This is a genomic window from Flavobacterium adiutor, assembly GCF_048282555.1.
Lineage (GTDB): Bacteria > Bacteroidota > Bacteroidia > Flavobacteriales > Flavobacteriaceae > Flavobacterium.
On sequence record NZ_CP182487.1, the window covers coordinates 1,462,895 to 1,488,436 of the forward strand.

Below are 25,542 nucleotides of genomic sequence, written 5' to 3' on the forward strand. Positions count from 1 at the left end.
CCATTTTATATAAAAAATACAATCCAAAATGAAAAGCCAATCAATTACTTCAGAGCAGCTTTATGACTCAGGTCTTAACGAAGCAAAAAAACACCAATACTCAATAAATAATAATCAGACTACAAGTGCAACCGGTATTGCAATACTTATAGGAACTTTTTTACTAATGATGACCGGAGGTTTTCTGGTTTATAAATTCCAATCCGACTTTGATCAGTTTCATATTGACAGAATAAATTCTACTTGGGGTTATCCATTTTTAATTCTGACAACAGCTTTGTTTCTTTTTAAAGCAGGTGTTTTTCTATATAAGTCTTTTCTTTATTTTAAGTACAAATCAATAGAATCTGTTTCAGATGAATTACTGCCTATGGTTACCATAATTGTTCCGGCTTATAATGAAGGGAAACTGGTTTGGGATACCCTATTAAGCCTGGCAGATAGTGATTATCCGGAGCAGAAAATGCAGATACTAGCAATTGACGATGGCAGTAAAGATGATACGTGGTATTGGATTCAGCAAGCCAAGATACAGCTTGGTGATCACTTGGCTATTTATCAGCAGCCACAAAATAAAGGAAAACGTCACGCACTTTACAGAGGATTTAAATTAGGGACAGGAGATGTTTTTGTGACTGTTGACAGCGATTCGATTGTAAAGAAAGATACATTGCGAAACTTAGTTAGTCCTTTTGTGTACAATGAAAAATGTGGAGCTGTTGCGGGAAATGTTCATGTTTTGAACAATAAAACAGCAATGCTTCCTAAAATGCTTAATGTGAGTTTTGTAATGAGCTTTGAGTTTGTACGCTCTGTAGAAAGCGTATTAGGATCCGTATTTTGTACTCCCGGAGCTTTGGCAGCATATCGAAAAACTGCTGTATTTGCCTGTCTTGAAGAATGGATCAATCAGACTTTTATGGGAGAACCTTCAGATATTGGCGAGGATCGTGCAATGACTAATATGATTTTGAAACAGGGATATCAGGTTTTATTTCAAAGAAATTCAGTTGTACTTACGAATGTTCCGGAAGGATATACTGGATTGTATAAAATGTTTATCCGTTGGGGCAGAAGCAATGTTAGGGAAAATATAATGATGGCAAAGTATGTTTTTAAAAATTTCAGAACCGGATCTAAAATAGGAACAAGACTCTTATACTTAGACCAAACGGCAAAAATTATTATGTCTGTACCATTTTTACTTTTCATGTTCTTTTTTATTGCAATCCATCCACTTTTGTTTTTTAGCTCAACACTCGTAAGCATATTCATTATATCAAGTTTTCCGGCTTTCTTTTATGCTAAAAAATATAATTTTTCTGAAGCAATTTGGGCTTATTCATATAGTATTTTTTACAGCTTTAGTCTGTTTTGGATCACTCCGTATGCCATTATCACTGCGCATAAAAAAGGATGGCTGACACGTGGTTTGTCTGAAAAAAAACTAGAAGGATATGTTACTTTGGAACAGTATAGCCAGGTAGCTAAATAAGAAAAAAATAGCTTATTTTAGAACCGTCTTTTCCATATGGATTAGACGGTTCCTTTTTATTTTTTATATGATAATAAAATCAATCAATCCCTCCGATACCTGGCAAATCAGGTATGAAGTAATGTGGCCGGATCAGCCTTTAGCATTTGTTCAGCTGGACGAAGATGAATCTGGGCTGCATTTTGGTGTTTTTATAGAAGAGAAACTGGTTTCAATCGTATCTTGTTTTATTTCAGAAAATGAAATGCAGTTTAGAAAACTTGCCACCTTACAGGAATTTCAGGGTCGTGGAATAGCTTCTGTACTTTTGAAGCATATTTTTGGATTGGCCAGAGAAAAAGATTTAAAAAGAATTTGGTGCAATGCCAGAAACGGCAAAAAATCTTTCTATGAGAAATTGGGAATGAAAGATACTTTTCAAACCTTTAGCAAAGCAGGTCAGGAATTTACAATCATGGAAATTTCTTTATGATTTTTTGAAGTGTGAAAAAAATCCTAATTGAGCCTGTTTTATAGAAAACTTCAATTAATTATATTAATTTAACCACAGACAAATTAATACTTAGTTTACTATGCAGAATTCAAAAATTAAGGCTTTTATACCACTTTTATACCTTGTTTGGTCTGACGATCTTTTAACGCAAAAAGAGTTTTCGACTTTACAGGGATTTATTACTTCTCTAACGATTCTTTCGCCTGAAGAGCAACAGTTTCTACTTTCGAAAGTAGATATTTCGAATCCGCCTTCGCGTAATGAACTTACAAAATGGAAATTGGACATCGAGAATAGTATTAATGATAAATCGGCTATAAAGTCCATTTTTGATATCGCGGTAGCACTTTCTGAAAAGAATTTAGATATTTCAGTACTGGAACAAAACTTTACAAAATTAGAAAATGATTTGGGTCTTTTGGGTGAAGAATTAATTCAGAACTTCAAAACGCAGAGAAAATCTCTGACGGCGACTACTAAAACCAATGATAATTTTGAAATCCAAAAATTGACTGAAATCCTGGATGGGGATCAGGCCAGTATTATCAAAAAAGTAAAAGAAGTAATTTCAAGACCTGAATTTGCTTATGAAACTTCAACAGATATTAATGTTTATCGTCAGACAGTTTTCAATTGGTGTAAAATTTTAGCAGACGAAAATCTCGGTAATATGGCATATCCGAAAAAGCATGGAGGAGGTGAAAACATAGCGGATTATTTTGCCATCATGGAAACGTTGAGTTATCATGATCTAAGTCTGGTGATTAAATTTGGTGTACAATTTGGACTTTGGGGAATGAGCATTCAATCTTTGGGAACCGAAAAACATTATGCTAAATACCTTAAAGATATTGGCGAATTAAAACTTCCTGGCTGTTTTGCAATGACTGAAACACATCATGGCTCAAATGTAAAAGGTCTTGAAACAACAGCAACTTACAATCATAACGATCAGACTTTTACCATTCATACACCTCACGAAAAAGCCCAGAAAGAATATATTGGAAATGCTGCCGTTCATGGACAAATGGCAACGGTTTTTGCCAAACTGATTATTGACGGTCACGATTATGGTGTAAATGCTTTTGTCGTGCCACTACGTGATACAAATGGAAATGTTTTAAACGGAATTACAATAGGCGATTGCGGTCATAAAATGGGACTGAATGGTGTGGATAATGGAACCATTCGTTTTAATAATGTTGTGATTCCGAAAGACAATATGCTGGATCGTTTTGCTTCTGTGAACGACAAAGGAGAATTCGAGAGTCCGATTCCGAGTGATAACAGACGTTTCTTTACCATGTTGGGTACTTTGGTCGGAGGTAGAATCGGAATTCCGTGTTCGGCTTTGGCAGCAGCGAAATCAGGACTTACGATTGCTATTCGCTATAGCGATCAAAGACGACAATTTGGACCAGAAGGAGGTTCTGAAGTCCCGATTTTAAATTACAGGATGCATCAGCGAAGATTGATTCCGCATTTAGCAAAAACCTATGCCGTTCATTTTGGATTGCAATATCTTACTAGTCGCTTTCTAAACAAAACAGAAGACGAAATGCAGGAAATTGAAGCATTGGCAGCCGGATTTAAATCATACTCTACATGGAGTACAAGAGATATTTTACAGGAATGTCGTGAAGCCTGCGGAGGAAAAGGATATTTGTCTGAAAACAGAATTGACGCTCTAAAAAATGATACAGAAATTTATACCACTTTTGAAGGTGATAATACAGTTTTGATGCAATTGGTAGCCAAAAACCGCTTAGCAGAATTCAGAAAAGCATTTGGAGAAATGGGGTCTTTTGGCATCATTAATTATGTTTTTGAAAATGCCAAAACGGCTTTAGCAGAGAAAAATCCAATCGTAACCAGAAGAACCGATGATGAACATCTGTTGGATTCAGAATTTCATTTACAGGCTTTCATCCACAGAGAAAAAACCATTTTGGCATCTGCTGCAAGGCGTATTAAGAAATTAGTAGATGGCGGTTTAGAGGCTTATGATGCTTTTAATGTGGTACAACACCAAATGATTGAAGTTGCTGAAGCCTATCTGGATCGATTAGTTTTGGAACAATTTCAGATCGCGATCTCTAAAGTGGAAGATGAAAAAACAAAAGCAATTCTGGCAAAATTAAATCAGTTGTATGCCCTTTCTCAGATTGAAAAAAACAAGGCCTGGTATCTGGAAGACGGATATATGGAAGCTGTGAAAACCAAAGCAATTCGTAAAATGGTCAATCAGCTTTGCTGGGACATCAGACCCGATGCGGTTTCTTTGGTAAATGCATTTGACATTCCACAAAGCTGTCTGGCAGCGCCAATTGCGGTATAATTATAAATTTTATTTTTTTAATCGTTTGAAAAAGTATTGTCTTTTTTTTATCACTCTTCTGTTTTGCTTTTCAGGTTACGCATCGAATACTACAGATGCTGTTCTGGATAAGCTAAACAATGCTGTGAAAAATAAACAGCATTATGTCCGGCTAAAAGAAGAAAGAATTTTAAATTTTAAAAAAATAAAATCACAGGATTTTTCTAAAGAACAAGAGTACAATTATAATCAGACATTATATAAAGAATATCAGAAGTTTAACTCAGACTCGGCTATTTTTTATGTAAAGAAAAATCTGAAAATCGCTGATGAACTTCATAAGAATGAGTTGTTGAATCTGGCGGAACTGCAACTGGCAAACCTGTATTCATCAACAGGGAAATACCGGGAATCAGAAGCGATTTTAAAAAATATCAATAAAAAAGAATTAGAAAAATCACTACTGCCTAATTATTATATTACGTATCGTGAATTTTATGAGCATTATGGCGCAAACAGTCGAAGTAGTGAGTTTTTTGAGCAGATAGGTAAATATCGTGATTCGCTGCTGGGCGTTTTAAATCCTAATTCTTTAGATTATAAGATTACTAAAATTCAGAAAAGAATTTATCACAGGGAATTTGATGCTGCTCACAAAGAGTTACTAAGTTTATTGAAAGGCATGAAGGATGATCACCCTCAATATCCTATGGTTACATATCTTTTGGGGAATATTTCACAAAATACCCATAAAATAGAATTAGTAAAAAAATATTATGCCCTTTCTGCGGTTTCAGATATTAAACAAGCCATAAAAGATAATGCTTCAATACAAGAACTGGCTATCGTTTTTTATAACTTAGGAAATGTTGATATGGCATACAAACTCACGCAATCTGCTATTGAAGATGCGCTTTATTGTAATGTGCAGTTTCGCACACTTTTGATGTCGCAATTGTATTCTATTATCAATACCGCTTATTTAGAGCGTGAAGCACAGCGCAGGAAAGAACTTCAGGTTTACCTTTTTTGTATTAGTTTGCTGTCTTTATTTTTAATTTTTGCCGTCATATACGTTTATAAGCAAATGAAAAAGGTTTCCAGAATTCGTGGAGAACTTTATGAAACTAGTCAGAAATTAGCTGAGTTAAACAAAAATATCACAGAGACCAATAATCAGCTTCAGGAACGTAATGCCCAGTTGTCAGAGTCAAACCATATAAAGGAAGAATATATTGCACATTTTTTTAACCTTTGCTCAGCTTACATCAATAAGCTTGAGAACTATCGTGTCATATTAAATAAAAAAGCAACTTCCAAACAATTTGATGAGATCTTCAGGATGCTGAAATCGACTACTTTAGTTGATAATGAACTGGAAGAGTTATACAAAAATTTCGACATTATCTTTTTGAATTTATATCCCACTTTTGTAAAAGATTTTAATGCCTTGCTTATTAACGAAGAGCAGATTGTATTGAAACAGGGAGAAGTACTCAATACAGAGCTTCGAATTTTTGCCTTGATTCGGCTCGGAATAACAGATAGTGTAAAAATTGCTGCCTTTCTTCGCTACTCTTTAAGCACCATTTATAATTATCGTACCAGAGCCAGAAACAAAGCCATAGTTTCCCGAAATGATTTTGAGGAAATGGTGATGAAAATTGGCCTGATTTCTCAAAAAATTTAATTATTTGTTTTTAAAATTACTACTTTTTTTAGTGTTTGTTTTTGTTTAAAGTGCTTATTTTTAGTGTTTTATTTTTTGAAACCACTACTTTTTTTTATTTGTGATTTAGACAAACACGATATCGTTTTAGTTTTACCATAATTATTTAGAAGGCATTTTAAATGCTTAATGCTGGATAATCTGATTAATGACTAATAAATAAAATGGTATGTTTAAGAACGTTAAAGCAATAGCTGTTTTACTATTGCTGAATTCATTTGGAAGTAATGCACAAAATAAAGTTCCAATTTATCTGGATGATAAAAAGCCACTTAATGAGCGTGTAGAAGATGCGCTTTCGCGAATGACTACTGATGAAAAAATTGCCATGATTCATGCGCAGTCTAAATTTAGTTCGCCGGGTGTACCGCGTTTAGGAATTCCTGAAAACTGGATGACTGACGGGCCTCATGGAATTCGTACTGAAGTGAAATGGGACGAATGGGATCAGGCAGGCTGGACGAATGATTCCTGTATTGCATTTCCAGCTCTTACGGCTTTATCTGCCACATGGAATAAAGAGTTAGCTTCATTATATGGAAAATCATTGGGAGAAGAAGCCCGTTATCGCAACAAAAACGTATTATTAGGCCCTGGAGTGAATATCTACAGAACACCATTAAACGGACGTAACTTCGAATATATGGGCGAAGATCCTTTTCTTGCTTCAAAAATGGTGGTTTCTTATATTAAAGGAGTTCAGTCAAATGGAGTGGCAGCCTGTGTCAAACATTTTGCACTGAACAATCAGGAAACCAATCGTAATTCAGTAAACGTAATTGTGGATGATCGTGCTTTGTACGAAATCTATCTCCCGGCTTTTAAAGCGGCTGTTCAGGAAGGTGATGCGTGGGCAATTATGGGGTCTTACAATAAATATAAAGGTCAGCAATGCTGCCATAATGAGTTTTTGCTGAATGATATTCTGCGTGGAGAATGGGGTTTCAAAGGTGTGGTTGTTTCTGATTGGGGAGGAGTTAATGATACAAAACAAGCGATTCATAATGGTTTGGATATGGAATTTGGTTCCTGGACAAACGGACTTTCATGGGGAACCAGTAATGCATACGACAACTATTATTTAGCAAGACCTTATTCGGAAATGATCAAAAAAGGTGAAGTGGGAACTAAGGAATTAGACGAAAAAGTACGTCGTATTCTGCGTTTGTCTTTCCTTACTAATATGAATAAAAACAGACCTTTCGGATCTTTTGGAACTGAAGAACATGCTAAAGCAGGTTTGAAAATTGCCGAAGAAGGAATAGTATTGCTTCAAAATAACAATAACATTTTACCAATCAATCTTTCTAAAACGAAGAAAATCGCTGTCATTGGTGAGAATGCTATTAAAATGATGACAGTTGGAGGAGGAAGCTCATCCTTAAAAGCAAGATATGAAATCACACCGCTTGAAGGTTTGAAGCAAAGAATTGGGAATCAGGCCGAGATTGTTTACGCAAGAGGTTATGTTGGAGATCCTACCAGCAATTATAACGGAGTTGTGGCTAAAGTTAGTTTAGAAGACAAACGTTCAGCAGCCGAGTTAACAGCAGAAGCTTTAAAAGCTGCGAAAGATGCTGATATTGTACTTTTTATTGGAGGATTAAACAAAAGCGATAACCAGGATGCTGAGGGAGCAGATCGTAAGGAATTACAACTTCCATACAATCAGGATAAATTAATAAATGAGTTAGTTAAGGTAAACAAAAATATAGTTTTTGTAAATATCTCCGGAAATGCAGTGGCAATGCCTTGGGTAAAAGAAGTTCCCGGAATTGTACAGGGATGGTTCTTAGGTACAGAAGCAGGAAATGCGCTGGCAAATGTTTTGGTTGGCGATGTGAATCCGTCCGGAAAGTTGACTTTTACTTTTCCAGTGAAATTGTCTGATAATGGGGCACATGCTTTAGGTGAATTTCCGGGTGGCGATGAGGTTAAATATAACGAAAGCATTTTTGTAGGGTATCGTTGGGCAGACAAACAGAAAACAAAACCATTATTCTCTTTTGGACACGGTTTAAGCTACACGACTTTTGCATACGGAAAAGTAACTGCCGATAAAAAACAATTGTCAGCAGGAGATCAGATTACCTTTTCTGTTAAAGTAAAAAATACAGGAAACAGAGATGGTTCAGAAATTGTTCAGCTTTACATCAGTGATTTAAAATCTTCTTTGGTGCGTCCAGTAAAAGAATTAAAAGGTTTTGAGAAAATTTCGCTTAAAGCGGGAGAAGAAAAAACAGTAACTTTTACAATAGATAAAACGGCTTTAAGTTTCTTTGACGATAAAAAACACGAATGGATTGCAGAACCAGGTGCTTTTGAAGCAATCATTGGCGCATCTTCAACAGATATAAAATCTAAAGTGAGTTTTTCGCTTCAATAATTTCAATAATTATCTAAATTGGTTGGTTGTAAAAGCTGTAATTGTAAAAAATTGCAGCTTTGCTTTTAAAAAAAGTTGGATATACAATGTTTGATGTTTTACTCTAAAAAATAATAATGATGATACGAGTTGTTTTATTTGCAATGGTTGCGTTTCTAATGCAAAACCTTTCGGCGCAAAGCCTGAACAAAATGCAGTGGTTTAATGAACCTGAAAAGTGGGAAATTAAAAACAATTCCTTAATTATCAACGTAACCGCTGGGAGTGATTATTGGCGTATTTCGCATTATGGATTCACCGTTGATGATGCGCCTTTTTATTATGCAACTTATGGTGGTGAATTTGAAGCCAAAGTAAAACTGACCGGCAATTATATTGCACGTTTTGATCAAATGGGACTGATGATTCGAGTAGATGAAAAAAACTATATTAAAACCGGAGTGGAGTTTGTTGACGGAAAATTCAATATAAGCACGGTTGTAACGCATGATAAAAGCGACTGGAGCGTAACCACTTTAGATAAAGCCCCGCCATTTGTCTGGATAAAAGTAGTGAGAAGATTGGATGCAGTTGAAATATTCTTTTCTTATGATGATAAAAACTATATTCTGACCCGTAATGCACCTTTGCAGGATAATACTCCCGTAATGGTAGGTTTGATGGCAGCTTCACCTGACGGAAAAGGTTTTGAAGCCAAATTTGAAAACTTCAAAGTAACACATTTACCGGATCAGCGCAGGTTAGAATGGCTAAAGAATCATCAGGATTAGTTATCAATTAACCATTAACCACTAATTATTAACCATTTTATGACCGAGATTAAACCCAAAAAACATTATGAAATTTTAGACGGTTTACGTGGGGTAGCTGCGATTTTAGTAGTTGCTTTTCATATTTTTGAAGCCTTTGCAGGAGGAAACCGTTTTAAGCAAATCATCAATCATGGTTATCTGTCCGTAGATTTCTTTTTTCTTTTATCAGGATTTGTTGTGGCCTATGCATATGATGACCGTTGGAGAAAAATGACGCAATGGGAATTTTACAAACGTCGTTTGATTCGCCTGCAGCCCATGGTCATTTTGGGAATGATTATTGGCGCCATATTCTATTACTTTCAGGCTTCGGATATTTTGTTCCCAATGATTGCCGGGATGGAGGTGTGGAAGGTAATTTTAACCATGATTATTGGTTTCACATTGCTTCCAGTTCCGCCATCAATGGAAATCAGAGGCTGGGGTGAAATGCATCCGCTTGACGGACCTGCATGGTCGCTTTTTTTCGAATATATAGCGAATATCCTGTATGCTTTGTTCTTTCGTAAATTCTCAAATAAAGTACTCGGAGTTTTTGTTTTGATATTTGCAGGTTTACTGATTAATTATACTGTTTTTGGACCAAAAGGAGATGTTATTGGAGGATGGTCACTGAATCTGGAGCAAATGAATGTTGGATTTACACGTCTATTGTATCCATTCTTTGCCGGAATTTTGCTTTCCCGATTAGGAAAATTAATTCATATAAAAGGTGCTTTCTGGGTATGCAGTTTATTGATAGCAATTGTGCTGATGATACCAAGAATTGGAGATGAAAATAGTTTGTGGATGAACGGTTTGTATGAATCGTTTTGTATTATTCTGATATTTCCGTTGGTAGTATCAATTGGAGCAGGAGGAGAAATAAAAAATGCATTTTCTCTTAAAATCTGCAAAGTCTTAGGCGACATTTCGTACCCGCTTTATATTACGCATTATCCGTTGATTTATTGGTTTACAGCCTGGGTTGTAGATAATAATGTCTCTTTAGAAGATGGCTATGTGGTTGGAATTGGAGTTTTAGTTGCCAGTATTGTACTCGCTTATTTATGTTTGAAATTGTACGATGAACCGGTTCGTAATTGGTTGCAAAATCAATTTCAAAAAAGGAAAATTGTTGTTACGGAATAAGTTTTCGAATTAAAATTTAAAAAGGGATGAACTTTAAAACGGTTCATCCCTTTATGTTTATTTTTTATTTAGACACGTACATTTGTAGAGACGCACAGCAGTGCGTCTGTTCTACATTTGCAATATAAATTATTCTAGAATCAATTCCGTTAAAGCCTCTTTACTGAAACCTTTTAATTGATCCGTTTTACCAGCTTTAATTTTGGCAACCCAATTCGGATCTGATAATAAAGGTCTTCCAACGGCGGCCAAATCAAAATCACCTCTATCGAAACGTCTGTTTAGTTCTTCCAAAGAAGTGGGTTCAGAACTTTCTCCTGCAAAAGCGCCAAAGAAATCACTTGATAATCCGATAGAACCTACAGTAATAGTTGGTGCTCCGGTTACTTTTTTAGCCCAGCCGGCAAAATTAAGGTCAGAATCTTCAAATTCAGGCTCCCAGAATCTTCTTTGCGAACAATGTAAAATATCTACTCCGGCATCAACAAGTGGGGTAAGCCAAGCTTCTAATTCCTGAGGGTTTTTAGCCAGTTTGTAATTATAGTCAGAAGGCTTGAATTGAGAGAATCGCATAATTACAGCAAAATCTTCACCAACTTGTTTTCTGATTTCTTTTATAACTTCAATAGCAAAACGGTTACGTTCCGGAAGTGTTTTTCCGCCGTAAATATCTTCACGAAGATTGGTTTCTGCTCTAAAGAACTGGTCGATTAAATAACCGTGAGCACCATGAATTTCGATAGTATCAAAACCTAAATTTTTAGCATCAGCAGCTGCTTTTCCGAAAGCTAAGATCGTATTTTCAATATCTTTTTCAGACATGGCAATACCATTTCTGAAATCAGGACGATTCAATCCTGAAGGACCTTCAAAAGGAACAGGAGGAACCCATCCGGAGTGATGATTGTCCATAATTCCCATGTGCCAGATTTGCGGTCCCATCTGACCTCCGGCTGTATGAACTTCATCGATTACTTTTTTCCATCCTTTCAATGCTTCACTGCCATAAAAGTGAGGTACGTTTGCATCGTTTGATGATGAAGGTCTGTTAATGACAGTTCCTTCAGATAATATAAGTCCAACTTCGCCTTCTGCTCTTTTTTGATAGTATGAAGCAACTTGTTCGGTTGGAGTTCCGTTTGGAGAAAAGGATCGCGTCATTGGCGCCATCACAATTCTGTTTTTAAGATGTAGTGTTTTCAGGTAGAATGGAGAAAACAGACTGTTTGTACTCATAATAATTTACAAATTAGATTGAATTAATTTACTGAGTGCTTCAAAGGCACTTTCGTTGCGTTTGTAGTATGTCCACTGTCCAACGCGCGTAGATTCTATAAAACCTGCGCGTTGTAAAATCGACAAATATTCTGAAACGGTAGATTGAGTAAGGCCTGCCTTGGCTTGTATCTGACCAACACAAACGCCATGTTCAAATCCTGCAGTGATCTGATCCGGGAAGTTGAGTTCTGGTTCTTTTAGCCATTCCAGCATTTGCAATCTGGATTTGTTAGACAATGCCTTAAAAATTTCTACTTGTTCCATAATGCAAATATATCGACTTTTCCCGATATGTAAATTAATTAAAAATAATTTTAGATAAATTTTATGATAACTGTTTGTGTTTAAAAAATATAGTGATTCGCTTTAAGCCATTCTTTACAGTCGTTAATCCAGAACTGACTGGTATCCTGTACTCCCAAACCAAAACCGTGACCGCCTTTTTCGTAAATATGCAATTCGGCTGAAACGTTGTTCTTTTTTAAAGCTAAATAATAATTGATACTGTTTTCAGGTAAAACAGCACTATCATCTGAAGCATGCACTAAAAAAGTTGGAGGTGTCTGCGATGTAATTTTTTTATCGTTAGAAAAATTATCAATAAGAATCTGCGAAGGTTCTTTACCTAGCAAATTCGTCTGTGAACCTTTGTGTGTTATATTACTATCCATTGAGATCACCGGGTAAATTAATATTGAAAAGTCTGGTCTGGCACTACTATTCAATTTGGATTCATATACTTTGTCATTAAAATGAGTTGCAAGCGTTGATGCTAAATGACCACCTGCTGAAAAACCGATCGTACCAATTTTATTCGGATCAATATTCCATTTTGCAGCATTAGACCGGACAAAACGAATAGCCTCCTGAGCATCCTGTAAAGGTCCGATAGATTTGTTTTTCATGATTAGATCACTGGGTAGCCTATATTTTACAACAAAAGCAATAATCCCTAAAGAGTTTAGCCATTCAGCTACATTGCTTCCTTCTTTTTCCATTGACAAGTGCGCATATCCTCCACCAGGAAAGATAAGGACTGCGGTTTGATTAGATTTTATTTCTTTCGGAATAAAAACATTCAATATTGGGGTTGTTACAAAACTTGTACGTTGAATTTTGCCTTCTTTTATTACTTCTTTTTCTTTATAGTCATGAGCAATTATTTCATCAGGAATAGATTTCCAGATTGGTAAAGTTTCATTTTGAGCATGTAAATTCAGCATAATTCCAAATGTGAAATAACATATGAAAAAGAAAATTTTTGAATTATTTTTTTTTGACTTTCTTAAATTTTTAGGATTGGATTTTTTAGTAAAAAGTATGTATTGATGGTGAAATTTATTTGGCTTCATATCAATGTTTTAATTGCTTTTTTGAGATAATTGATTTAACAAATGTATTGTTTAATGTTTAATTTTCAGCATGTTTTTTTATTATATATGTTTAATTTGTACTGCGAAATAATTTTTTAAATAATTTATTTGGAATATAAGTATTTAAACTTATATTTGTGCAATCGATTACATTTTTTGGTTTTATTTGAAAATTAATTATATCGTAAAAACGTATGGTTAATATAAAAATATTACGTTTGTTTGTAATTGTAAAAAATACATTTTTAATTAATTAAACGGTCTTTAAATAAGCCGAACAAACATAATTACTATGAGTCAAAAAAACCAATCTATTGGAAATTATCGATGGAGTATATGTGCATTGTTGTTTTTTGCAACAACCATTAATTATTTAGACAGACAAGTTCTTTCGTTAACGTGGAGCGACTTTATTGCTCCTGAATTTCACTGGACGAATAATGATTATGGAAACATTACGGCCTTGTTTTCTATCTTTTATGCAGTTTCTTTACTGTTTGCTGGAAGATTTGTGGATTGGCTGGATACTAAAAAAGGATTTTTATGGGCTATCGGAATATGGTCTTTAGGTGCTTGTTTACATGCTTTTTGTGGGATTGCAACTTCTGGGATTATCACAGGTAACTGGTTCGTAGGTTTTGAAGGTGCTAAAGATGTAATTCATACAGTAAATGATACAGCGTTAGTAATTAATGTCAGTGTAACATTGTTTATTTTTGCGCGTTTTGTTCTGGCTGTTGGGGAGGCAGGGAATTTTCCTGCAGCGATCAAAACTACAGCAGAATATTTTCCTAAAAAAGACAGGGCATTTTCAACAAGTATTTTTAATGCCGGAGCAACAGTGGGAGCTTTAGCAGCGCCAATAACAATTCCGTTCATAGCTAAGGCTTTTGGTTGGGAAATGGCATTCATTATCATTGGGGCATTAGGTTTTGTATGGATGGGATTCTGGATTTTTATGTATGATAAACCTGAAAAACACCCAAAAGTTAGTGCAGCTGAATTAGCTTATATTCAACAAGATGAAATAGAAGATAGTAAAATAGTTGGTTATGTGCCTGAGACTAAAACCAAAGTTTCTCTTGTAGATTGTTTTAAATACAAACAAACCTGGGCGTTCGCTTTTGGAAAGTTTATGACTGATGGTGTCTGGTGGTTCTTTTTGTTCTGGACTCCTGCTTATTTGAGTTCGGTTTATGGAATGGATTCTACTGAGGCTGCCTTGCCGCTGTTTGTTTTGTATATGATTACATTGTTGTCTATTATAGGAGGATGGCTTCCGACTTATTTCGTTGAAAAGAAAGGGATGAATCCGTATGAAGGGAGGATGAGAGCGATGCTTATTTTTGCATTTTTTCCACTATTAGCTTTGATTGCACAGCCATTAGGTTATATTAGTTACTGGGTGCCGGTAATTATCATAGGTATTGCCGGGGCAGCTCACCAGTCATGGTCAGCAAATATTTTTACAACTGTTGGAGATATGTTTCCTAAAAAAGCAATTGCAACGATTACAGGTATTGGGGGTTTGGCAGGAGGAATCGGTTCGACATTAATTAACAAAGGTTCCGGATTATTATTCGATTATAGTAAAGATACAAATATGTCTTTTATGGGCTTTCAAGGAATTGAGGCTGGATATTTTATCATTTTTTCAATTTGTGCAGTATGTTACTTAACAGGCTGGATTGTGATGAAAACTTTGGTTCCAAAATATGCTCCAATTACTGATCTTTAAAATTATTTTTCTCATTGCAATATGAATATTGTAATGGGAAAAATATGTTAATAATTGAAAAAACTATCATAAGTGTAATAATTACACAAATAAATTTTCGTTTCTATTATGATATTTAAATATAAAAATATAATTTTGTGCAATCGATTACATTAATTTAAAATTATGACAAAATATAGTTCCAGATACGCATCAAGCCCAGAGGCTGTAAAAAAATATGATACCCAGCAATTGAGAGAAGAATTCTTAATTGATGATCTAATGCAGGAAGATGAAGTAGTATTCGTTTATTCTCATTATGACAGATATATAACCGGTTCTGCAGTTCCTGTTAAAGGAGATTTAGTTTTAGAAACTATTGATCCGCTTAAAGCTCCTTATTTTTTGGAGAGAAGAGAGTTAGGGATTATTAATGTAGGAGGAAGTGGTTCTGTTGTTGTTGAAGGAACAACTTACACGTTAGGTTTTAAAGATGCTTTGTACATCGGAGCTGGAAACAAAGAAGTAATCTTCAAAAGTGATGACAGCAGTAATCCGGCTAAATTTTATTTAAACTCTGCACCAGCACATACGACTTACCCAACTAAAAAAGTAAGTTTAGCTGAAGCTAATAAATTGCAATTGGGAACAATGGAAACGGCTAATCACCGTACCGTTAATCAAATGATTATTGGAAGCGTGGTTACAACTTGCCAATTGCAAATGGGAATGACAGAATTAAAACCGGGAAGTGTCTGGAATACCATGCCTGCACACGTTCACGATCGTCGTATGGAAGTTTATTTCTATCTTGATATTCCGGAAAATCAGGCAGTTTGTCATTTTATGGGACAGCCGCAGGAGACAAGACATATCTGGATGAACAATCATCAGGCAGTTATTTCTCCGCCTTGGTCTATCCACTCCGGTTCCGGAACAAGTAATTATACTTTTATCTGGGGAATGGCTGGAGAGAATTTAGATTATGGAGATATGGATGTTTGTAAAATCACTGATTTAAGATAAAATGACAAATTTATTTGATATAAAAGGAAAAGTTGCCCTTATCACAGGAAGTACTCACGGATTGGGAATGGCAATGGCAAAAGGATTAGGTCAGGCGGGTGCAACGATTGTTGTAAACGGAAATTCTTCTCAGGAAAAAATTTATAATGCTGTAGCAGAATTAAAAAGTGAAGGAATTAATGCTGTTGGTTACAAATTTAATGTAACAGAAGAAAAAGAAGTTAGTGCCGCTGTAGCCAAAATTGAAAGCGAAGTTGGACCAATTGATATCTTAATCAATAATGCAGGAATCATTAAAAGAATCCCTTTACTGGAAATGGAAGTTGCTGATTTCAGAGAGGTTGTTGATATTGATTTAGTTAGTCCGTTTATCGTTTCTAAGCATGTTGCTAAAGGAATGATCGAAAGAAGACAAGGGAAAATCATTAATATTTGCTCAATGATGAGTGAATTGGGTAGAAATACGGTTTCTGCCTACGCTGCCGCAAAAGGAGGTTTGAAAATGCTGACCAAAAATATGGCAACAGAATGGGCAAAATATAATGTTCAGATTAACGGAATCGGACCTGGTTATTTTGCAACTGAGCAAACTAAGCCAATCCGAGTTGACGGACATCCTTTTAACGATTTTATCATTAGCAGAACTCCTGCTGCAAAATGGGGAGATCCAAGTGATTTAGCTGGAGCTGCAATATTCTTGTCATCAAAAGCCAGTGATTTTGTTAACGGTCACATTTTATATGTTGATGGTGGAATCCTTGCTACAATTGGAAAACCATCAAACGAAGAATAATTTTTCTATTATATTAAAAAATCATGAGTTCTAATAAAACATTCATAAACGATAATTTTTTACTTGAAAATAAATACGCTGAGGAGTTATACCATAACTATTCGAAAAATCAGCCTATTATTGATTATCACAATCACTTAAATCCACAGTTTATTGCAGAGGATAAAATTTTTGACAATATCACAAATGTGTGGATAAACGGAGATCACTACAAATGGCGTGCAATGCGTACATTAGGAATTAACGAGCAGTTTATTACAGGTAATGGTTCTGATAAAGATAAATTCTTAAACTGGGCAAAAACAGTTCCGTATACAATGCGTAATCCTTTGTATCATTGGACTCACTTAGAATTAGCACGTTATTTTGATATTTACGATTTGCTGAATGAAAAATCTGCTGAAAGAATATATGAGGAAGCTTCGGCAAAAGTAAACTCGGCAGAATACAGTACACGCAATTTGCTTAAAAAAGTAAATGCTGAACTAGTTTGTACTACAGAAGATCCTATTGATACTTTAGAGTTTCACCAAAAATTAAACAGTAATCCTTTTGAAACTAAAATGAGCACGGCTTTTAGGCCTGATAAAGCTATTTTGATTTCAAATGACGGTTACAATGCTTATCTGGACACATTGGGGGATGTGTCCGGAGTAGCAATCAGTACTTACGCTGATTTACTTTCAGCATTAAGAAAAAGAATTGATTTCTTTAATGCAAACGGATGTAAGTTAAGTGATCATGGTTTAGATCAGATTTATTTCGAAAACTTTACTGAATCTGAAGTAAATGCAATCTTCAAAAAGAAAAGAGAAAATCAAACGATTACTCCTGAAGAAGCATTGAAATTCCAGAGTGCAGTATTATTGTTTTTATCTGAAACATACCATGAATTGGGATGGGTTCAGCAATTTCACTTAGGAGCTTTACGTAACAATAATGCGCGTATGCACAGAATTTTAGGACCTGACACAGGATGGGATTCTATCGGGGATTATCCTCAGGCTCAAAAATTATCTGCTTTTTTAAATGCTTTAGATAGTAAAGATAAATTAACAAAAACAATTATTTATAACCTAAATCCTGCTGATAACGAGGTAATGGCTACCATGATTGGTAACTTTAATGACGGAAGTGTGAGAGGAAAAGTGCAGTTTGGTTCAGGATGGTGGTTTTTGGATCAGAAAGACGGAATGACAAAACAATTAAATGCCCTTTCAAACATGGGATTAATTAGCTGTTTTGTTGGAATGCTGACCGACTCCAGAAGTTTCTTGTCTTTCCCAAGACACGAATATTTCAGACGTATTCTTTGTAATCTTCTTGGAGATGAAATTCAGAGAGGAGAACTTCCTGCTGATATGGAATGGATCGGGAAAATGGTTTCTGATATTTCGTATAATAATGCAAAAGAATATTTTAAATTTTAATTAAATATTGACAATGAGTAAAGTAGTTGCATTCGGCGAAATAATGTTGCGCTTTTCTACAGAAAGACATTTGCGTTTTTCTCAGGCTAAAGCGTTTACAGCGTCTTATGGCGGAGGTGAATTTAACGTTTGTGTTTCTCTGGCGAATTACGGAATTAATACAGAGTTTGTTACCAGATTGCCTGAAAACGAAATTGGTTACTGTGCAGTTCAGGAGATGCGTAAAATGAATGTTGAATCTAAAAGTATTGTTTACGGCGGAGAACGTTTAGGAACGTATTATTTAGAAACTGGAGCAGGAACCAGAGGAAGCAATGTGGTGTACGATCGCGCGCATAGCTCGATGGCAACGATTCAAAAAGGAGATATTGATTGGAAGAAAGTACTTGAAGGCGCTACCTGGTTCCATTTTAGCGGAATTTCAGCTGCAATTTCCCAAAGTGCCGCAGAAGCATGTCTTGAAGCAGTTCAAATTGCGCATGAATTAGGTTTGACGATTTCATGTGACTTGAATTACAGATCAAAATTATGGCAATATGGCAAAACTCCAAGTGAGGTTATGCCAGAGTTATTAAAATACAGTCACGTTATTTTAGGAGATATAGATACAGCCTATTTTATGTTAGGAATTCCTAAAGTAAATCCGGATTATCAGGATGAGGAATCTTTACCAGCTTTATATTCTAAGTTATATGAGCTTTGTCCGGACTTAAAAACAGTGGCAACTACATTGCGTTATTCAGTTAGTGCTTCACATCAAAGAATTGGAGGTGTTTTATTTGACGGTAAAACCATTTTTAATGCCGCTGTACAGGAAGTAACTCCTGTAATCGACAGGGTAGGTAGCGGTGATGCTTTTATGGGCGGATTAATCTACGGATTAGTCGAATATAAAGAAAATAAACAAAAAGCATTGGATTTTGCAGTAGCTGCTTGTTGCCTGAAACATACCATTGCCGGAGATTATAATTTAGTTACATTAAAAGAAGTTGAAAACATGGCAGGAGGAAATTCAGCCGGATTAGTATCAAGATAAATAAAGTATGGCAAAGTATTCAAGAATTGAAGTAGCTCAGACGATGAAAGACAATGGAATGGTTCCTTTGTTTTTTCATTCGGATATTGAAATCAGTAAAAAAGTATTAAAAGCCTGTTATGATGGTGGATCCAGATTAATGGAATTTACCAGCAGAGGTGATTTTGCTTTCGAAGTTTTTGGAGCATTAAATAAATATGCATTGGCTGAACTGCCGGGGATGATTTTAGGTGTTGGTTCTGTTACTGATGCGGCGGCGGCTTCATTATACATGCAGCTTGGCGCTAATTTTATTGTAACTCCGGTATTTAGGGAAGATATTGCAATAGCGTGTAACCGTAGAAAAGTTTTATGGTCGCCTGGCTGTGGAACACTTACAGAAATTGCAAGAGCCGAAGAGCTAGGTTGTGAAGTGGTAAAATTGTTTCCTGCTGATACTTATGGGCCAGAATTTATTAAAGCAATTAAAGGACCATGTCCGTGGACTACAATTATGCCTACAGGAGGTGTTTATCCAACTGTAGAAAGTTTATCTTCATGGTTAAATGCTGGTGCTACTTGTGTTGGTCTTGGTTCACAATTGATATCAAAAGATTTGTTGGATAAACAGGATTTTGAAGGATTAAAAAATAAGGTAAGTGACGTTTTAAACATTATAAAAGATATTAGAAAAAAATAAATAAGGGATAATTAGTTATTCCTTGTTGTAAAGCAGTTTTTTTTAGAGTTTTAAAGGTTGTAATTGAACATTACGCTTGAAAAATAAAGCTTGTCACTCCTCACAGCAAACTTTATTTTAATCTTTTACAAGTGTAATGTTTCTTTTACAATTAAAAAACAAGTAAGGGGTAATGAGGTTATTTATAACACTATTAGACAAAAAATCAAAATGAAAAAATTAAACAGAGTAAATACAGGTTTAGAAAAATTAAATCCAATTAAAGTAGTTCAGTTTGGTGAAGGTAACTTCCTTAGAGCATTTGTGGATTATGCTTTTTACAAACTAAATAAAGAGGTTGATTTTAACGCCGGTATTGCAATTGTTCAGCCATTAAGAGATGGTATGGTAAGCATGATTAATGAGCAGGATGGTTTGTATACTTTGTTCATGAATGGTATTAAAAAGGGTGAAAAAATACAGGATATCCAGTTGATTGATAATGTTGTAAAAGCTATAAACCCATATACTGAATTTGCTGATTATTTAGCTTTGGCTAAAGAAGAAGAACTTCAGTTTATTGTTTCAAATACTACTGAAGCCGGAATTGAATTTATTGATACTGACACTCCCGATATGCAGCCACCAGCAGCATTTCCTGCAAAACTGACTGTTTTGTTATATGAAAGATTCAAACATTTCAACGGAGATGCTTCTAAAGGTGTGACTATCATTCCTTGTGAATTGATCGATTATAATTCTGAGACTCTCAAGAAATATATTTTGCAATATGCAGATTTATGGAAGTTAGAGGATTTATTCAAAACCTGGTTAACAGAAGCCTGTACATACCACAGTACTTTGGTTGACAGAATAGTTCCGGGATACCCAAGAGCTGAAATTGAAGATTATAACAGTAAATTAGATTATCAGGATAATTTAATTGTTGCTGCTGAACCCTTCTTCCTTTGGGCTATTGAAGGGGGAGAAGATTTAAAACAAAAACTGCCTTTCTATAAAACGGATTTGAATGTAAAAATTGTAGATGATATTCGTCCTTTCAAGATGATTAAAGTTCGTATTTTGAATGGTGCACATACTGCTATGGTTCCTACGTCACTATTGTATGGTAACAAGTTGGTAATGGAAACTGTTAATGGTGATTTTACCGGGAAATTTGTAAACAGCGTTATCAGTGAAATCAGCGAAACTCTTGCGATGGACAAAAATGAAATTGCGGCCTATTCTGAAGAGGTAATGGATCGTTTTAAAAACCCGTTTATCAAACATGCACTTTCTGATATTGCTTTAAATTCTATATCAAAATTTAAAGTAAGGGTTTTACCAAGTTTACTAGGTTATTACGATGCAAACAAAAAATTGCCAATTAGTTTAACTTTTTCATTGGCTTCTTTGATACAGTTTTATAAAGGAACATGGAATAATGAAGCACTACCAGTAAAAGATACTCCAGAATTAGTTGAAGCATTTAACAAAGCATGGCAATTAGGAGCTTTAGATTCAGTTGTGGCGGCTGTTTTAGCCAACACTGATTTTTGGGGGCAGGATTTAACAAAAATTAATGGTCTTTCTGAAGCATTAGTTGTAGCTTTAACAGAAATTGAAGCTAACGGGATTGAAAAAGGGTATGCTAATTTCAGTGCAAAAGCCTAATTATATTTAAAAAATAGTATCATGCAAAAAAAATTAATAAAAGTAAATCCAGCAGATAACGTGATTGTTGCTTTGACCGATCTGGTGCAAAATGAACAGATTATGTTTGAAGGAACTACTGTGTCTCCAACAACTGATGTTAAGGCAAAACATAAAATTACTGAGAAAGATTTTGCAATTGGAGATGAGATTATAATGTATGGAGTTTTGGTAGGGAAAGCTGTAAAACCTATAAAAAAAGGAGAAGTAATCACCACTGAAAATGTAAAACATGAAAGCGAAAAAGTTTTTGGTAAAACCGGAAATCTAGGTTGGACACCACCAAATGTTGATCGTTGGAAAGATAAAACTTTTAACGGATACCACCGTTCAGATGGACAAGTTGGAACTAAAAATGTTTGGTTGTTTATTCCATTGGTTTTTTGTGAAAATAAAAATATCGAAAAACTGAAAGATATTTTCGAAAACGAATTACTACCGAAAAAAGAAGTTTCGTACAAGAATTTATTACGCTCGTTAATTGAAGAAAAAAGCGTAGAAGAAGTTGCTGAGAGAAATTCAAATGAAAATCTTTTAGATAATATCGAAGTAAAATTCATTAATCACCAAGGTGGTTGTGGTGGAATTAGACAAGATTCGGAATTGTTGGCAAAATTACTTGCTGGATATGTTAATAATCCAAATGTTGCAGGTGCTACTATTTTAAGTTTGGGCTGCCAAAATTTACAAGTCGATATTTTTAAAGCTGCATTAAAAGCAATTAGCCCAAACTGTGATAAAGAAATTTTAATCTATGAGCAACAACAAATTGGAACTACCGATCAAATGTTTCAAATGGTGATTAAAGATTCTTATGAAGCTATTAAAAGAGCCAATAAAATTGAACGAAAACCTGCTCCTATTTCAAAATTAAGTATTGGTTTAGAATGTGGTGGATCCGACGGATTTTCAGGAATATCGGCAAATCCGGCATTGGGAATTGTTTCAGATATTTTCGCAGCTTTGGGAGCAAAATCCATTTTGGCAGAGTTTCCAGAATTATGTGGCGTTGAGCAAGAATTGATGAATCGTTGTGTGAACGAAGAAAAAGCAGACAAGTTTTTATCTTTGATGAAAGCTTTTGAAAAATCAGTTGTAGATGCAGGTTCAGGGTTTGATATGAACCCATCCCCTGGAAACATTAAAGACGGATTAATTACAGACGCTATGAAATCTGCAGGAGCATCTAAAAAAGGAGGTACTGCACCTATTGTTGATGTTTTGGATTATGGTGAATATATTTCACAACCGGGTTTAAATCTTCTAAATACGCCAGGAAATGATGCTGAATGTACCACAGGATTGGTTGGAGCGGGAGCAACAATAGTTTTATTTACAACAGGTTTAGGGAATCCTATGGGAAATCCGGTAGCGCCCGTTGTTAAAATTGCTTCAAACACAGCATTAACCAATAGAATGTCGGATATTATCGATTTCAATGCTGGAACTGTGATTACTGGTGAAAAAAACATCACTGAAGTTGGAGAGGAACTCGTTGATTATATTATAGAATTGGCGAGCGGAAATGTAGAAACAAAAGCAGATCAGTTGAAACAGGATGTGTTTATTCCTTGGAAAAGAGGAGTTTCATTATAATTTTTTCCAACGTTTAAGTTATATAAGTAATTTTTACTATGTGAAAGGCAGCTGATTAGAGTTCCCTTTTGTTTTTTTGGCGCAGATAAAATATACGTTAATTTGCAAAAAATAGCAAAGTGCAAATTAAATGATTTAGATAATTTATTTGGTGAAAATTAAAAGGTAATTCTTGTTGAAGACTGGCGAATATGCAATTCTGGGGCAAGGACAACTTTTTTTTCTATTTTAATGGTTTCGGTTTTGCCTATTTGCTCTAAGAATACTTTTGCAGCCATTTTACCCATTTCAAGTGGAGACTGATCAACTGAAGTTATTGATAGTTCCATGAACTTGGTGAAAGGCTCATTACTGAATCCTGCTACACAAAATTCATCAGGAATAGAAATATTTCTTTCTTTTAATTCCTGAATGGCACCTAAAGCAGCAAAATCGCTTGAAGAAAATATAGCGTCCGGAGGAGTTTCAAGCTGTAATAAAATTTCTATGGCTTCTTTTCCTGATTCTACGCTACTTTTGATAGGAATAACATATTCTTCTTTAAATGGCATTCCGCTATCCAGTAATGCTTGTTTATAGCCTAAAAATCTATTTTTAAATATGTCAAGTGACTGGTCTCTGGAAAAATGAGCGATATGTCTGCAGCCTTCATTGATTAAATGCTTTGTAGTAAGATAACCTCCTTTAAAGTCATTAATAGTTACTGAGCTAACTCCTTCAATATGTCTGGTTCTGTCAAAGAAAATTAAAGGGACATTTTTTTTGAGAACATTTTGAAAGGCTTCATAATTTTCATCGGTAACATCTGTAACAGACATTAAGATACCATCTACCTGTGCATCGATTAAAGCATACAGGTTTTCATTTTCTCTTTTGGGATCATCATGAGTCTGTGAAATAATAACATGATAGCCGTGAGGATACAATTCTTCTTCAATACCTCTGATTACGGTTCCAAAAAAATTATTGTCAACGCGAGGAACGATGATACCTATATTGTTGCTTCTTCCACTTTTTAAAGCCAATGCCAGCTTATTAGGTTTGTAACCCATTAAATCGGCTGTTTCCTGTACTAATTCTCGTGTACTTTTTTTAATTTTTGGGTTGCTATTTAAAGCTCTTGATACAGTAGCTGCAGTAATATTTAATCTCTTGGCAATATCGTATATAGTGGTTTTTTCACTCATTCAAAATATTCTTTTGTTTGTTTAGAACAAAAATACTTTTTTTTTGAATAATTCAATATAAAATGTCATCGATTGATAAAATCTTATTATTTGGTTGTGAATTTTTATAAAAGTAATGTTGGGGAATTTTTATTTTGCAATTAATGTAATTGTTTTTATTGAGAACATGTGATGCAAAAGTTTTGATTATGAATAGAAAGAGAATTAGATTTTTACAGAAAAAGTAAACGTTGTTCGGAAAAAATAAATTAAAAATTGCAAGAGTAATTATAAATTTATTCTGGACGTAGATTTACGAATATGTAATTCGGGTGCTAAGACTACCTTTTTTTCAATTTTAATAGTGTCTGTTTTACCAGCTTGTTCTAAAAAGACGCGTGCAGACATTCTTCCCATTTCAAGAGGAGATTGGTCAACGGAAGTAATCGATAGCTCCATAAACTTAGTAAAAGGTTCATTACTAAAACCTGCAACACAAAATTCTCGTGGAATACTAATGTTTCTGTCTCTTAACTCCTGAATAGCACCTAAAGCAGCAAAATCACTTGAAGAAAATATAGCGTCAGGAGGTGTTTCAAGTTCCAATAAAATATTGATGGCATTTTTCCCAGCTTCGACACTACTTTTGCATTGAATAACATATTTTTCGTTAAACTGGATTCCGTTATCCAGTAAAGCCTGTTTGTATCCTAAAAATCTATTTTTGAAAATTTCTAAAGACAGATCTCCAGATAGATGTGCAATATATTTACATCCTTGGCTAATTAATTGTTTTGTAGCTATGTAACCGCCTTTAAAATCATTTATTGTAACAGAACTTACACCGTCTATATGTTTGCTTCTGTCAAAGAAAATTAATGGTACATTCTTTTCTAATACGTTGCGAAAAGCGTCATCATTTTCATTTGTAACGTCTGTAACTGACATTAAAATGCCATCGACCTGGGCATCAATTAAGGTGTAAAGGTTTTCATTTTCTCTTTTTGGATTTTCGTGTGTCTGGCAAATAATAACCTGATAACCATGAGGGTAAAGCTCTTCTTCTATTCCTCTAATTACCGATGCAAAAAAATTACTGTCAATACGAGGTACAATAACACCAATATTATTGCTTCTCCCGCTTTTTAGAGCTAAAGCTAATTTATTTTGTTTATAGTTCATCGATGCAGCTGTTTCAAGAACTAATTTTTTGGTGCTATCCTTTATTTTAGGACTGTTATTAAGTGCTCTTGACACCGTTGCAGCAGTTATATTTAGTTTTTTTGCAATATCATAAATGGTTATTTTTTCGCTCATTCAAAATTCATATTTTGATTATTTTAACACAAAAATACATTTTTTTTGTAAACACATGGATAAAATGTTATCGATT

At 34.8% G+C, this 25,542-nt stretch carries 20 protein-coding genes; 15 read left to right on the forward strand and 5 right to left on the reverse strand.

What is annotated here, in order from left to right:
• Positions 1–28 precede the first annotated feature (28 nt).
• The 7 genes from ACNC7R_RS06525 to ACNC7R_RS06555 all read left to right on the forward strand — a co-directional run bounded on the left by ACNC7R_RS06525 (position 29) and on the right by ACNC7R_RS06555 (position 10,363).
• The gene (locus ACNC7R_RS06525; RefSeq protein ID WP_417940136.1) at positions 29–1,495 is read left to right on the forward strand and encodes a glycosyltransferase; all 1,467 of its coding nucleotides are present in this window, start codon (positions 29–31) and stop codon (positions 1,493–1,495) included.
• A gap of 67 nt (positions 1,496–1,562) precedes the next feature.
• Positions 1,563–1,967: a GNAT family N-acetyltransferase gene (locus ACNC7R_RS06530; RefSeq protein ID WP_417940137.1), complete on the forward strand. Its 405-nt coding sequence runs from the start codon at positions 1,563–1,565 to the stop codon at positions 1,965–1,967.
• Between the two features lie 100 nt (positions 1,968–2,067).
• Positions 2,068–4,326, forward strand: coding sequence for an acyl-CoA dehydrogenase (locus ACNC7R_RS06535; RefSeq protein ID WP_417940138.1), 2,259 nt, complete (start codon positions 2,068–2,070; stop codon positions 4,324–4,326).
• A 25-nt stretch (positions 4,327–4,351) separates the two neighbouring features.
• Positions 4,352–5,995, forward strand: coding sequence for a DUF6377 domain-containing protein (locus ACNC7R_RS06540; protein WP_417940139.1), 1,644 nt, complete (start codon positions 4,352–4,354; stop codon positions 5,993–5,995).
• A 208-nt stretch (positions 5,996–6,203) separates the two neighbouring features.
• Positions 6,204–8,420, forward strand: a complete 2,217-nt coding sequence (locus ACNC7R_RS06545) for a glycoside hydrolase family 3 C-terminal domain-containing protein (RefSeq protein ID WP_417940140.1) — start codon at positions 6,204–6,206, stop codon at positions 8,418–8,420.
• A 119-nt stretch (positions 8,421–8,539) separates the two neighbouring features.
• Positions 8,540–9,190: a DUF1349 domain-containing protein gene (locus ACNC7R_RS06550; RefSeq protein ID WP_417940141.1), complete on the forward strand. Its 651-nt coding sequence runs from the start codon at positions 8,540–8,542 to the stop codon at positions 9,188–9,190.
• 39 nt (positions 9,191–9,229) lie between these two features.
• Positions 9,230–10,363 carry an acyltransferase family protein gene (locus ACNC7R_RS06555; RefSeq protein WP_417940142.1) on the forward strand — a complete coding sequence of 378 codons (1,134 nt, stop codon included), beginning with the start codon at positions 9,230–9,232 and terminating at the stop codon, positions 10,361–10,363.
• A 129-nt stretch (positions 10,364–10,492) separates the two neighbouring features.
• On the opposite strand, the gene ACNC7R_RS06560 is transcribed toward ACNC7R_RS06555, so the two are convergent.
• From ACNC7R_RS06560 to ACNC7R_RS06570, 3 genes are all read right to left on the reverse strand, one after another.
• The gene (locus ACNC7R_RS06560) at positions 10,493–11,599 is read right to left on the reverse strand and encodes an NADH:flavin oxidoreductase (protein WP_417940143.1); all 1,107 of its coding nucleotides are present in this window, start codon (positions 11,597–11,599) and stop codon (positions 10,493–10,495) included.
• A gap of 6 nt (positions 11,600–11,605) precedes the next feature.
• Positions 11,606–11,905, reverse strand: coding sequence for an ArsR/SmtB family transcription factor (locus ACNC7R_RS06565; protein WP_278010640.1), 300 nt, complete (start codon positions 11,903–11,905; stop codon positions 11,606–11,608).
• A gap of 80 nt (positions 11,906–11,985) precedes the next feature.
• Entirely contained in the window at positions 11,986–12,864 is an 879-nt protein-coding gene (locus ACNC7R_RS06570) for an alpha/beta hydrolase (RefSeq protein WP_417940144.1), read from the reverse strand.
• A 442-nt stretch (positions 12,865–13,306) separates the two neighbouring features.
• Here ACNC7R_RS06570 and ACNC7R_RS06575 point away from each other — a divergent pair, with 442 nt between their 5' ends.
• From ACNC7R_RS06575 to ACNC7R_RS06610, 8 genes are all read left to right on the forward strand, one after another.
• Positions 13,307–14,752, forward strand: coding sequence for an MFS transporter (locus ACNC7R_RS06575; RefSeq protein WP_417940145.1), 1,446 nt, complete (start codon positions 13,307–13,309; stop codon positions 14,750–14,752).
• Positions 14,753–14,917: 165 nt separating this feature from the next.
• Entirely contained in the window at positions 14,918–15,757 is an 840-nt protein-coding gene (gene kduI / locus ACNC7R_RS06580; protein WP_417940146.1) for a 5-dehydro-4-deoxy-D-glucuronate isomerase, read from the forward strand.
• Position 15,758: 1 nt separating this feature from the next.
• Positions 15,759–16,550 (forward strand): gluconate 5-dehydrogenase, encoded by a 792-nt coding sequence (locus tag ACNC7R_RS06585; RefSeq protein WP_417940147.1) that lies wholly within the window; start codon positions 15,759–15,761, stop codon positions 16,548–16,550.
• Between the two features lie 23 nt (positions 16,551–16,573).
• Positions 16,574–17,980: a glucuronate isomerase gene (gene uxaC / locus ACNC7R_RS06590; RefSeq protein WP_223682679.1), complete on the forward strand. Its 1,407-nt coding sequence runs from the start codon at positions 16,574–16,576 to the stop codon at positions 17,978–17,980.
• Between the two features lie 13 nt (positions 17,981–17,993).
• Positions 17,994–19,016, forward strand: coding sequence for a PfkB family carbohydrate kinase (locus ACNC7R_RS06595; protein ID WP_417940148.1), 1,023 nt, complete (start codon positions 17,994–17,996; stop codon positions 19,014–19,016).
• 7 nt (positions 19,017–19,023) lie between these two features.
• On the forward strand, positions 19,024–19,695 hold the full coding sequence (locus ACNC7R_RS06600; protein WP_417940149.1) for a bifunctional 4-hydroxy-2-oxoglutarate aldolase/2-dehydro-3-deoxy-phosphogluconate aldolase: 672 nt from the start codon (positions 19,024–19,026) through the stop codon (positions 19,693–19,695).
• Positions 19,696–19,905: 210 nt separating this feature from the next.
• Positions 19,906–21,348, forward strand: a complete 1,443-nt coding sequence (locus ACNC7R_RS06605) for a tagaturonate reductase (RefSeq protein ID WP_417940150.1) — start codon at positions 19,906–19,908, stop codon at positions 21,346–21,348.
• Between the two features lie 21 nt (positions 21,349–21,369).
• Positions 21,370–22,983, forward strand: a complete 1,614-nt coding sequence (locus tag ACNC7R_RS06610) for a UxaA family hydrolase (RefSeq protein WP_417940151.1) — start codon at positions 21,370–21,372, stop codon at positions 22,981–22,983.
• Positions 22,984–23,141: 158 nt separating this feature from the next.
• Here ACNC7R_RS06610 and ACNC7R_RS06615 read toward each other — a convergent pair whose 3' ends face one another.
• Positions 23,142–24,170 (reverse strand): LacI family DNA-binding transcriptional regulator, encoded by a 1,029-nt coding sequence (locus ACNC7R_RS06615; RefSeq protein ID WP_417940152.1) that lies wholly within the window; start codon positions 24,168–24,170, stop codon positions 23,142–23,144.
• 267 nt (positions 24,171–24,437) lie between these two features.
• Positions 24,438–25,466 (reverse strand): LacI family DNA-binding transcriptional regulator, encoded by a 1,029-nt coding sequence (locus ACNC7R_RS06620; protein WP_417940153.1) that lies wholly within the window; start codon positions 25,464–25,466, stop codon positions 24,438–24,440.
• Between the last annotated feature and the right edge of the window lie 76 nt (positions 25,467–25,542).